The 12,639-nt window shown below is 51.9% G+C and carries 7 protein-coding genes; all 7 read left to right on the top strand.

The features are described 5' to 3' along the window. Positions 1-62 precede the first annotated feature (62 nt). Entirely contained in the window at positions 63-3,365 is a 3,303-nt protein-coding gene (locus MKY82_RS24755; RefSeq protein WP_339294587.1) for a M60 family metallopeptidase, read from the top strand. 230 nt (positions 3,366-3,595) lie between these two features. Next, positions 3,596-5,203 (top strand): extracellular solute-binding protein, encoded by a 1,608-nt coding sequence (locus MKY82_RS24750; RefSeq protein ID WP_220684304.1) that lies wholly within the window; start codon positions 3,596-3,598, stop codon positions 5,201-5,203. Positions 5,204-5,299: 96 nt separating this feature from the next. Further along, a complete protein-coding gene (locus MKY82_RS24745) occupies positions 5,300-6,247 on the top strand; it encodes an ABC transporter permease subunit (protein ID WP_194543949.1) in 948 nt (315 codons plus the stop codon). 15 nt (positions 6,248-6,262) lie between these two features. Next, positions 6,263-7,141, top strand: a complete 879-nt coding sequence (locus tag MKY82_RS24740; RefSeq protein WP_194543948.1) for a carbohydrate ABC transporter permease — start codon at positions 6,263-6,265, stop codon at positions 7,139-7,141. A gap of 10 nt (positions 7,142-7,151) precedes the next feature. Further along, on the top strand, positions 7,152-8,852 hold the full coding sequence (locus MKY82_RS24735; RefSeq protein WP_339294586.1) for an alpha-L-fucosidase: 1,701 nt from the start codon (positions 7,152-7,154) through the stop codon (positions 8,850-8,852). A 145-nt stretch (positions 8,853-8,997) separates the two neighbouring features. After that, positions 8,998-11,367 (top strand): helix-turn-helix domain-containing protein, encoded by a 2,370-nt coding sequence (locus tag MKY82_RS24730; RefSeq protein ID WP_339294585.1) that lies wholly within the window; start codon positions 8,998-9,000, stop codon positions 11,365-11,367. Positions 11,368-11,400: 33 nt separating this feature from the next. After that, complete coding sequence (locus tag MKY82_RS24725; RefSeq protein WP_339294584.1) at positions 11,401-12,573, top strand: glycoside hydrolase family 88 protein; 1,173 nt, start codon at positions 11,401-11,403, stop codon at positions 12,571-12,573. Positions 12,574-12,639: the final 66 nt, after the last annotated feature.

Raw genomic sequence — 12,639 nt, 5'->3', positions numbered from 1 at the left:
TGTTCCGGGCGGCTGTTTTATATTTAGGACGCAGGGAAAAAGGAAATTGGAGGGAGGGGGAGGTGAAACGGAAGCAGTTCGTTTCTCGTTGCTATTACGAAATCATCGGCAAAGGAGTTGAGCGGTTGATGGGTTTCCACACCAAAAAGTGGTTGAAGCTGTTATTGGCGGTTGCTTGCACGCTTGCAGCCGTTCCGCCGTCAGGGAAGACACTGATGGCGGCGGATGGAATGACGGAGCAGGCCGACGTTCATGCATTAGGCACGAATACCGCAGCGAGCCTGGCAACCCAGCATGATCTTGATGTAATTTATAAGGATTTGTCCGGTTATCCGACGGTATCGGCCACCTATAACGGCGGTGTCGCGGCCATCGGAGACCAAGCCTTCGTCCTGGCGGTCAACCCCGACACGACGCCGATTCTTGCAGCGGCTCGCTACGGAAAAGGCAAAGTCGTTGTTGCAGGCGATGACTCCTATTTCAAATTCACCTCCGACATTACCGATGAGCGGAAGACGGTGGCACGCAACATCCTCCTGTGGTTAACGGAGGATTCCGAGACGTTGACCTATCAGGAGGCATTGGAAGGCAAGGGGCGATTGCCCATGTTGTCGGCAACGTGGAAGAATTATGCCATCGAAACCGATGTGCCGATCGATCTGGTCCGGTTGGAGCAATTCACGCCTGAGCATTTGGATCCGTCCCGCTACCCCGTAGCTTATGTTGACGGGACGCTGAAGGATAGCGAGGTCGATGCCGTCGAGCATTACGTCGCGCAAGGAGGTCATGTCGTTGTCCCCTTAAAAGGATGGGTGATGGAGCAATATCCGCATGTCTTCCTCGGGAACGAATATCAGGGCCGTTCGGGCAGGCTCAGTGAAGATTTCCCGGTGCAGCGCCTATTGAACCGGATGGGTCTTGGTCTGATGAACAATACGGCGTCGACTCGAACGGAAACCTTGCCCACATTGACACCGGAGCAATCGGCCAATTACCATTCGCTAAAGCTGCTGGAGCAGGCCGAGGCGATTGAGGCTGGAACGCTGTCACCGGATCAGGTGAACGTCGGACGGCCTGGCGCCGGCGCTGACAAGAAGCTGCAAGTCATCGCTTCGGTGACCGGCGGAACCGTCAGCAGCATCTCCCCGCAAAGTCCGCTATATGCTGTGATCGAGCAGGATGCCAGCGATTTGGAGTCCCAGCTTACGTTTCCGCTCGACCGTTCCAAAGCGCCCTATACCAGCGCATTGTTAGCTTTTCAATTGGGACGGATCGGCAATGACCTGACGGCCCCCAAATCCCCTTATGCCGATCAATTTCCCGGGACCGTACCGGGGGACGCGCCGCGAGTGTCGGGACAATCCGTTCACGTGAATTTTGATTATTCATCCTTTGACTATTTACGCCAAGGGACGGTTCCGAAGAATTGGATCAGCACGGGGTTATACGCACCGGCCGGAGAATGGGTAACGATTCATGTTCCTGAAGGTACCCAGAATTTAGATGTGCAGGTAGGGGCTCACACGGATAATTTGACAAGTAAAACGGAATGGGAACGACCTCCGGTCATCACACAGCGGAAGCCGCTCCTTCCGGGCGAGAACCGGATCCGCAGCCCTTATGGCGGCCTGATTTACCTGATTCCGACCAAGCCGCAGCCGGGCGTTGCGAAGGATATTGAAATCAGCGGCGGAGTTCGCGCTCCGTATTATATCCTTGGCGAGACCTCTTCGGCTGAATGGGAAGACACGATTCGGCATCATCCCGCTCCATGGGCAGAGCTTCAGGGACGCAGAGTGATCTTGACGCTTCCGTCCGAGTATATCAGGCAGCTTGAAGATCCGCAGCAATTAGTGGAGAAGTGGGATGCAATCGTGGACTACACAGAGGAAGTCGCGGGGCTTTCCCCGGATCAACCGCTGCCGCACAAAAGTATAGACCTTCCGTTCCGTTACGTTGCGGATCGCCAAATTAGTGCGGGTTATATGCATGCCGGCTATCCGATCATGTTCCACATCGATCCTTCGGCGGGCCACGCCGTGGACATATCCCGAGTTACTCAGGGAGGATGGGGCTTCTGGCACGAGACCGGTCACGAATATCAGCAAGGAGCCTGGAACTGGAACGTAACGGGTGAAATTACGGTAAATATTTACTCCTTATATGTCCAAGAGAAATTCGGCAACAGCAGCAACTTATTGATTCGCAATGCCGATGGGAAAGATTTCTATGACTTAGCGTTTGAATATATCGAAAGCGATCTTCCGGGCAAGTCGTTCGGCACCTCGGGCCAGCTCGATCTTTTCGGCTATCTCGTAATGTTCCGCCAGCTTTCCCTGGCTTACGGATGGGACTTTTATGCTGAGCTTCATCAGGCGTACCGGGAGCTGCCGGCATCCCAGCTGCCAGCGACAAACCAAGAAGAGATCGACACGTTTGTTATCATGGCCTCGAAAACCGCAGGCGAAAACCTGACGGAGTTCTTCGATAAATGGGCGCTTCCGTATTCTAAGGCTGAGGTTCAATCCCGTATCGCCGCCTTGAACTTACCCTTACCTAAGCAGGAGCTTTGGCGCTTAAGGGAGACCCACTCGTTAAATGCTCCTCCCGAGATCAAGGTCGATCAGGATTCCGAGTGGAGCCGCGAATCAGTGAAGGTCACCATCACGATGACACCGGAAGCTGAAGCGGCAGGCATGCGGAACCAGTACAAAATGGACTCCAATGGCAAATGGACCGATTACACGGCTCCCATAATTGTAGAAACAGAAGGTCAGACAACGATATACGCTCGGGCAGCTGCCCTGTCCGGAGTGACAAGTAATGAAGCGATTAAGACGGTGAAGATCGACCGGAGCGGACCGGAAATCACGACAAACGTGACCCAGTCCGTATACCAAACCGAGCGTTTCACCATGTCACCTCACATCACGGACGCATTAAGCGGCGTATCCGCCGTCATCGTGGAACTGGATGACAAGGAAGCTGCGGAAACGCTGGTTATAGAGCCGTTAACGCTGACTGCCGGTCCGCACATCCTTCGCATAACGGCAGAAGATGCAGCCGGGAATATCACGGTTCGCGAATACCCATTCGAGGTTGCTGTCGATCTGGAACAGCTCGACGATATCGTAAGAGCAGGGGAAGAGAAAGGCTGGATCGATAATCACGGCATCACGCAAAGCTTATTGGCCAAAATTGCGAATCTCCAGCAGCATTCGCCTGGAAGCGTAGCAGCTGAGGATGCAATCACTTCGCTGGAGAATGCCATTAAGGCGCAGCAGGGCAAGCATCTCGATTTCGGCTTCGCGGAGCTGCTTCTTGGAGACATAGACTACATCCGAAGCCGCAGCTCGGCTTCCTAGCAGCTTACTTAATGAAAAGGGCGGCCGTTTCGGCCGCCCTTCATTTCTGTAATGGCCATCCATCATGAAATAAATCAGTCCAAGATTAAATATAGACAATGTACTGCCTTAAAAATATATTGCACAATTAGAAAACACGGCGGTGTTCAATCGACAAAATGTTCAGTAAGGTGGTGCTTAACAAACCAGAAATTCGCACAACAAACAAAGGAAAAGGGAGGCAAATGATAATGAAGGTCAACAGGTTTAAAGTATTCTGGATTGTTTTGCTCGCTGTCACCATGGCCATAACGGCGGCAGGTTGCGGCGGCCCTGCCAAGGAACAACCGGAGGTAGCGTCGGACCCGGAAGCCCCTCCGGTTCTATCGGAACTGACGTATTGGGTGCAAATCGTTAGCCAGGTGTCCGCTACGATGAAGAGTTACAACGAAATCGAGGCTTATAAGGAGCTGGAGAGGATCACCGGGGTGAAAGTGGATTTTCAGCATCCTCCGCAGGGCCAGCAGGCGACGGAGCAGTTCAATCTGATGATGACCTCGGATAAACTCCCGGACGTGATCGAATATTCATGGGCCGGCTATCCGGGAGGACCGGAGAAGGCGATCAAGGACGGTAAAATCATCAAACTCAATGATTTGATCGACCAATATGCCCCGAACTTTAAAAAGGTGCTCGAGGAGCATCCGGAGTGGAAGAAGGAAATTATGACCGATGACGGCAGCATCTATGTGTTCCCGTTCCTCCGCACCGACGACAAGCTTAAGGTATTTCTCGGACCGACGATCCGGCAGGATTGGCTCGATAAGCTGGGGCTTTCGATGCCGACCACGGTTGATGAATGGTACAACGTATTGAAGGCTTTTAAGGAGCAAGATCCGAACGGCAATGGCAAGGCGGATGAGATTCCCCTGTATCTGACGAAAGGAGATGTCGATACAACGACCGCTTTTCTCGGGGCATGGGGCATTAATGCCGGATTTTATCAAGAGGAGGGTCAGGTTAAATACGGCCCGACGGATCCGAGGTTCAAAGAGTTCTTGACGCTCATGAACCAGTGGTACAAGGAAGGCTTGCTTGATCAAGACTTTGCGACGACCGATGAGAAAATGCTGGAGGCCAAAATTACGGGCGGGCAGATCGGATCAGCGATTCTATACACCGGCAGCGGGATCGGCAAGTATGGAACGCTCATGAAGGATAAAGATCCGAACTTCAGGTTGGTGGCAGCCCCCTACCCTGTCATGAACCAAGGCGACAAGCAGATTTGGGGATATAAAGACTATGCATTTAACGGAATAGGGGCAGCAGTTACCACCAGCAACAAAAATCCGATTGAAACGGTGAAGTGGCTGGATTACGGCTATTCCGAGGAAGGCACCCTGTTGTTTAACTTCGGAAAAGAGGGCGTCAGCTACTCGATGGAGGACGGCAAGCCGATGTTTAAGCCCGATGTATTGAAGGACCCTTCGGGACTGCCGGTGATCCAGTCCATGTCCAAGCATAACCGCGCAACCTTCAGCGGGCCGTTCATGCTTGATATTCGGTTTGATCAACAATATACGACCGAGCCGGATCAGCTGGAGTCCAAGGTCATCTGGGCAGAGCCGACCATGGAGAAGAAAATGCCGCGCACAACGCCGACCCAATCCGAGAGCAGCCGCTACGCTTCCATCATGACGGATATCAACACGTACAAGGACGAGATGTACTTGAAGTTCGTCATGGGCGCCGAGCCGTTGGATCAGTTTGACAAGTATGTGAAAACCATTGAATCCATGGGTCTTGCCGAAGCTCTGGAAATACAGCAGAAAGCCTTGGAGCGTTACGGTAAGCGGTAAACGGTAGACGGTAAACGGAAACGTCCTAAGTGGCGGAAACATGCAGACTCCGCCGCTCTTGGCGCCATATAAATTGATTTGGAGGGAGGGATTCGATTGTCAGCAACCCAGGAGTATCCCTTCGAGCATCGCAAAGGGAAATGGACAACGATTGCGAACGATTTGAAACGGAACAAATACGTCTACATACTGGCGCTTCCCGTCATTCTATACTATGCCGTCTTCCACTATGGACCGATGTACGGTCTGTTGATGGCTTTCAAAGATTTCAGCATTGCCGATGGTATTTGGGGAAGCGAGTGGATCGGATTTGAGCATTTCCGTAATTTTTTTAACAGCTATTATTTCGAACGCCTTCTGCGCAATACCGTTCTGATCAATATCTATGAGCTCATCTTCGCGTTTCCGGCACCGATTATCCTTGCCCTGCTGCTGAACGAAATCCGCAGCCGGCTGTTTAAGCGTACGGTTCAGACGATATCGTATTTGCCGCATTTCGTATCCATCGTCGTGGTAACCGGGATCATGTTCGATTTTCTCGCAAGAGATGGCTTGGTGAATCAGATTCTGGGCTTTTTCGGCATCGAATCGATTCCGTTCATGAGCGAGGCCAGCTGGTTCCGTACGATATATGTCGGCTCCGGCATTTGGCAAGGCGTAGGCTGGGGTTCGATCATTTATCTTGCCGCCATCGCCACCATTGACCCGACCCTGTACGAGGCGGCCAAGATGGACGGCGCAGGCCGCTGGAAACAGATGCTGCACATCACGCTGCCGGGCATGCTGCCGACAATCATCATCATTTTTATTCTCAATATGGGCTCCATGCTTAGCGTTGGCAGCGAAAAAGTATTGCTGATGTACAGCCCGCTTACTTATGAAACGGCAGACGTGATCTCGACCTTTGTCTACAGGAGAGGGGTTCTGGAGACGGATTACGGCTTCACGACCGCCGTTGGATTATTCAATGCGGTAGTCAGCTTTATCCTGCTTGTACTCGCGAACTCCATCAGCAAGCGGGTCAGCGAACATAAACTGTGGTAGAGAGGGAGGTCGTCCATGGCTAACAAACGATCCGCAGGCGAGATAACCTTCGTCTGTCTGAATGCATTGATCCTGACGGGCCTCTGCTTCGTCACCTTATATCCGTTCGTGTATGTTGCCTTCGCTTCGTTCAGCGATCCCGCTTCATTGGCCCAGCACCGGGGGCTGCTGTTCGCGCCGCTTGATATTAACTTCGAAGCCTATAAGGCGGTGTTTAACAACCCGATGATTACGACGGGATATCGGAACACGCTGATCTACGTCGTGGCAGGAACGGCCATCAATCTGGTGGCCACGGCGATCGGCGCATATGTGCTGTCCCGCAGAAATTTGTACTTCAAAAATGTCCTGATGATGCTGATCGTCATCACCATGTTTTTCGGCGGCGGGCTGATTCCGACTTATCTGCTGATCAATAACCTGGGAATGCTGAACACGATCTGGGCGATGCTGATCCCCGGGATGATCGGGACGTTCAATATGATCATTATGCGGACCGCCTTTCAGTCCGTTCCGATAAGTCTTGAGGAATCGGCGAAAATCGACGGGGCGAACGACCTGATCATTCTGTTCCGGATCATTATTCCGCTGTCCATGCCCGTTATCGCCGTCATGATTCTGTGGTATGCCGTGGGACACTGGAATTCATATTTCGGGGCGCTCATCTATCTGAGGGATCGGGAGCTATTTCCGCTCCAGCTCGTGCTCCGGGAAATTCTCATAACCAATACGACCGACAACATGATGACGGAGGCCTCGGGAGACCGGATGGCGATCGCGGACACCATTAAATATGCAACGATTATCGTTTCCACATTGCCGATACTGCTTCTGTATCCGTTTTTGCAAAAATATTTCGTCAAAGGCGTTTTGATCGGCGCCATTAAGGAATAGGAGGAGAACGATGGCTGACTCATTAGATATCGTAACGCAAAGCAAGAGCCGGATGCAGTGGTGGAAGGATGCCAAATTCGGCATGTTCATCCACTGGGGGGTATATTCGCTGCTCGGCAAAGGGGAGTGGGTCATGTATGCCAACAAAATTCCGGTAAAGGAATATGAAAAACTCGCCAAGGAATTTAATCCGACGCAGTTTGATGCCAAGGCTTGGGTCAATTGCGCCAAAAGGGCAGGCATGAAATATATCGTCATCACAGCCAAACATCACGATGGCTTCGCCATGTATCATTCACGGACGGACCCGTTCAATATCGTGGATGCTTCTCCATTCGGCCGGGATCCGTTGAAGGAATTATCCGAGGCTTGCAGGGAGGAAGGAATCCGGCTCTGCTTCTACTATTCCCATGTCATAGATTGGCATCACCCGCATGCGCTTCACGATACGTTTAACAATCTATGGGACTATGAGCTGGAGAATAAGGCGTTCTTTCGTTACTGGAACCATAAAGCGAAGGGACAAGTACGTGAGCTGCTGACGGAATATGGTCCGGTCGGGCTGCTCTGGTTCGACACATCCGGGGGATTGTCGAAGAAGGAGAGCGAAGCGATGGTAAACATGATCCGCGAGCTTCAGCCCGATTGCCTGATTAACAGCAGGGTAAGCCATTGGCCTGATTTCGGTGACTACCAATCCAAGGGTGACAACGAAATCCCGATGCAAGGCGAGGAAACGCGGGAATGGGAGACGCCGATGACCTTAAATCAATCGTGGGGGTACAGCACAAAGGATCAAGTGTGGAAATCCACGGATGCTCTGATCCGAAAGTTGGTGCATATCGTAAGCAAGGGAGGGAACCTGCTGCTCAATGTCGGCCCTACGGAAACAGGCATCATTCCGGAAAAATCCGCTCTACGCCTGGAGGAAGTCGGCGAATGGCTTGCGCGAAATGGAGAGGCGGTCTACGGCACAAGCGCAAGCCCGTTCCCTTATGAGCTGGAATGGGGAGCGGTTACGGTAAAAGGGAATACGCTCTTCCTACATGTGTACGATCGCTATTGGCCTGCGGAAGAATTGGTATTGAACGGTGTAAGAAATACGGTTGAAAAAGCTTATCTGCTCACGGACTCCAGCACATGTCTTCCTGTGCACCAGAGCTATCGGCCGGAAACGGACCATCACGAGATGCGGATCCGCTTGCCTGAACTTCCGCCAGAAGACCATGTGTCGGTTATTGTTTTGGAACTCAAGGGCAGGATCGATGTAGATCAGGGGTTTATCCAACAGGCGAACGGCGCTGTTAAGTTGGATCTTGTACTGTCGGAAATAACGACAGGCAACGGGATGAACGAGGCCCGGTGGACCTTCAAGGCAGCGTCGTCCGGCATATATGAAGTCAACCTAGTCAATTTCAAAAAATCCGATGCCGTTTGGGAACAGGAATATGATCATGAAGTCACTGTACGGGCAGCTGGACAGACGATTGCGTGTATTCCCCGAGAGGATAAGGTCGTCAGCGACTCCATTTCTTGTCAGCATCCGTACACCGAGATTCATTCATCGATCGGGCGGATCGTAATAGAGAATCCGGGCACGTATGCGTTGACCTTATCGAGCAAGCTTGCGAAGCCGAAACCTTTTGGACCGGAAATTTGGCAGGCGGCTGCCGTGAAGTTTCGTTCCGTGCGATTAGTTCAGGTGCTTTAAATACCCCGCTGTACCCAAAATGTAAACATTCCTTATAACGGTGCGCTTCTCTCTTGGTTGACCGAATTGATTAAAGGGTTTGCTAGTCCGTTCGGCGAAGGATTCAAGAAATAGGTTTCCATACATTTTCTTGGAGGAATGCGACATGATCTCGATACCCGGCCTTCTTCCCGGCAAGCGAAAGAGCAGCCGGGGACGCGTCTTGAAAACCATGATCGTTTCGTATATGTTCATCCTTTTGTTGCCTATGACCGTGGGGCTTTTTCTATATGGACGGGTGGAAAACGTGATGGAAAACAATGCGGAACGATCAAATTCGGCGATGCTGGAGCAGCTGCGGCTTTCCGTGGACAGCAAGCTTAAAGAAGTGGATATTTTGGCTAAGCAAATCATGTTTAACTCTAAACTAACTTATTTGCTGAATCTTGATCGGCATGATCAAGGAGGGGCGTACCGCCAGGTAGAATTCGTCCGCGATTACTTAAATCGCTATCAATCTTTTGTAAGCGGATTCGTGAGAGACTACTATGTTCATCTGCAGGCCGGAGACGTCATCCTGAAGCCTGGATTGCGGACGGATGCCAGAACCTTTTACGACAAGTATTACCGGTTTGAGCATATGGACTTTGAAACTTGGAAGCGGACGATGCTCGGCAGCTACCACAACAAGGCATTCCTGCCCTCCGATGTGCTGCTGCAGAACCCGAACCAAGGAAATGGCAACCCGGCGGATGTGATTACCTATGCGCAATCCCTTCCGCTTCATGACGTGTCCAATATCCGCGGAACGCTGGTTATTATGATCGATGGACAGCAGCTTCAAGAGATGTTCCGCCAAATCGAGTCCGCCAACGACAGCGAGATTTATATCCTCGATAAGGAACGGGGCGTGATTGCAAGCTCATCGGACTCGGGGCTGTCCGCGCAGGTGACGGAAAGACTGGCCGGTCCGTCGGGATTGTTCAAGACAGCATTGAATGGCACGGACAGCATGGTAACCTTTACGGAATCCAAGGAGGCCGGCTGGCAATATGTGTCCGTCATGCCGATGGGCAGTGTCATGGAACGAGTAGCACAACTGAAGAGAATGGCGCTGACGGTGTTTGTCGTATCGCTTGTCGCAGGGGCGGCTGTTGCTTGTTGGTTTGCATACCGACAATACAGCCCCGTCAAACGGGTAGTGGATGCCATTCTTCAAGGAAAGCCGATTCAGGATAAGCCGGCCGCGAACGAATATGATTTCATATTGCAAACGATCGAAGGCTCGCTCGTTGAGCAGCGGCATCTGAGGGAGCGACTGTTCAGGCAGACGCCCGTCATCCGCGCTGATTTTCTGTCAAGGCTCATTCGGGGATACATCGATCCGGATCATGCGGGGGATCAAGGGGGTCCGACATTAGCGACCATGGGCATCCGCTTCGAGTCCGACAAGTTTGCCGTAATCATTGTTCAAGCCGTGGATATTACAAGGCTGTCGCCGGAGCCATCCGAGCAAGGTTGGACGCAAATTCGGTTTATTATCTCGAATATCGGCACGGAAATCGCAAATTCGGGTCACCAGGGATTCGCCGTCGATATGGAACGCGACCGGGTAGCGATCCTGGTTAATTTTCATCCGGTTGAGGAGGCGGAAGCCGAGCTCTTCCTTCATGAGATTGCAGAGCGATTGCTCCGGGTACTGGAGGACCGTTTCCATATTTCCGTGACGATTGCCGTCAGCAGCGTACACACAGGAAACGGAACAATCGGCAGCGCTTATCTCGAAGCCATGGCCGCCCTGGATTACCGTATGTTCAGCGGAAGAAATTCGATCATTCACTTCGGGCATGTGCGCGACATCAAGCATCATTATTACTATCCGATCGAATTCGAGACGCAGCTTGTCAACCATGTGAGAGGCGGCGATACGGATAATGTCGCTAAGCTGCTGGACAATATTTATACGATGAATTTTAAATCGGCGGGGATGACCCCGGAACTGGGAAGATGCTTGTTCTTTAATATCATCAGCACCTTTCTGAAAATACTGAACTTGACGAACACGGATCATGAAAGCCTGCTGGGCCCGAGCTTTGATCCCGTAAAGCACATATTCGGTTGTTCCACAAGTGATGAAATGCAAGCCGAGACCAAGCGGTTATATGACAAACTGACCTGTCTCTTTCATACGGAGCATAGCGATCACAGCATCCAGCTGCAGCAGGATATGATGGCATTCATCGACAGGAATTTAACCGATTATAATTTAGGACTTGGCATGATTGCCGATCATTTCGGCATGACGCCGCAGTATATCTCGAGTTTCTTCAAAAAGATGAATCGATGCAATATCACCGACTATATTACACGCGCGAGGATTGAGAAGGCGAAGACATTGATGGAGCAATCGGAACTGACCAATGCGCAGCTGGCCCAACTGGTCGGCTATACCAATGATGTTGTGTTCATCCGGGCATTCAAGAAATTGGAGGGGGTCACCCCTGGCAAATATCGGGTGAGCGCAAGCGGGCAGTAACGCTTAAACGAGGAGAGGAGTGGCCAATTAGCCATGGAAGCGATCCGGGAACCTTTAAAATACGGCGAGGCAACGATATGGACGCGGCAAAGGACCGAAGCCGCCATCGAATTCGTGCTGGATAAGATCGATGAGAATTTAGACACATTTTCGGACCATTTTCCATCTCCTGCAAGCCGCAATCATATTTATGAGCCAATCAGCAATACGGAATGGACTTCGTCCTTCTGGACCGGAATGCTGTGGCTTGCTTATGAGGTCACGGGGAAAACGAAGTACCGGTCGATAGCGGAGCTTCAGCTCCACAGCTATAAGGAGCGCGTGGAGCAGCGCATCGCCACCGAGACGCATGATCTGGGATTTTTGTATTCCCTGTCCTGCGTTGCCGCTTATAAGCTGACCGGGAATGAAGAAGCGAGACGGATTGCCTTGGCCGCAGCAGACCTGCTGCTGGAGCGGTATTTCGAGAAAGCCGGGATCATTCAGGCTTGGGGCAAGCTAGACAGGCCGTCACAGCGCGGCCGAATGATCATCGACTGCTGCATGAATTTGCCTTTGCTCTATTGGGCGACGGAGGAAACCCGCAAACCGGAGTATCGGCGCGCCGCCATAAGCCATGCACAGCAATCCGCTCGCTATTTGATTCGCGAGGATTCCTCAACATACCACACGTATTATATGGATGTTGAGAGCGGAGAACCAAGGTTTGGGCAAACGTCCCAAGGATATGCGGATCATTCGTGCTGGTCCCGCGGTCAGGCCTGGGCTATTTACGGTATGCCGCTCAGCTATGCCTACACGAAGGAAGAAACACGGCTGCATGATGCCGAGCGAGTCACGAATTACTATTTGAATCGGCTGCCTGAGGATGATGTGTGCTATTGGGATTTGATATTCACCGAAGGGCGGGAAGAGAGGGACAGCTCGGCAGCCGCCATATCGGTATGCGGAATGCTGGAGCTGGCCAAGCATGTACCGCTCTCGCACCCGCAGCGCCGTACATACGAGAACGCGGCACTGCGCATCCTGGCGTCTTTAAGCGATGGATATACGACGGCAACGCTCCCTGAATCCAACGGCATTCTGCAGCATGCGGTCTACGGAAAGCCGCTTGGCAACGGCATCGACGAATGCTGCATTTGGGGGGACTATTTCTATTTCGAGGCGTTGGTGAGGGTCTTTAAAGATTGGGATATGTACTGGTGAATGACGTGAGGCCATATTCAAAAGACAGTTACACAGGCAGAACGAATTGCAGACGATTTTTTGCGA

Source organism: Paenibacillus sp. FSL W7-1279, from assembly GCF_037969845.1.
Taxonomy (GTDB): Bacteria; Bacillota; Bacilli; order Paenibacillales; family Paenibacillaceae; genus Paenibacillus_AQ.
The sequence above is the reverse complement of the archived record's forward strand: the minus strand, read 5'-3'. Positions and strand labels throughout refer to the sequence as shown.

Coding starts and splice junctions, on each gene's coding strand:
- MKY82_RS24750 (WP_220684304.1), top strand. CDS start 3,596: ATGAAGGTCAACAGGTTTAAAGTATTCTGGATTGTTTTGCTCGCTGTC.
- MKY82_RS24740 (WP_194543948.1), top strand. CDS start 6,263: ATGGCTAACAAACGATCCGCAGGCGAGATAACCTTCGTCTGTCTGAAT.
- MKY82_RS24735 (WP_339294586.1), top strand. CDS start 7,152: ATGGCTGACTCATTAGATATCGTAACGCAAAGCAAGAGCCGGATGCAG.
- MKY82_RS24730 (WP_339294585.1), top strand. CDS start 8,998: ATGATCTCGATACCCGGCCTTCTTCCCGGCAAGCGAAAGAGCAGCCGG.
- MKY82_RS24725 (WP_339294584.1), top strand. CDS start 11,401: ATGGAAGCGATCCGGGAACCTTTAAAATACGGCGAGGCAACGATATGG.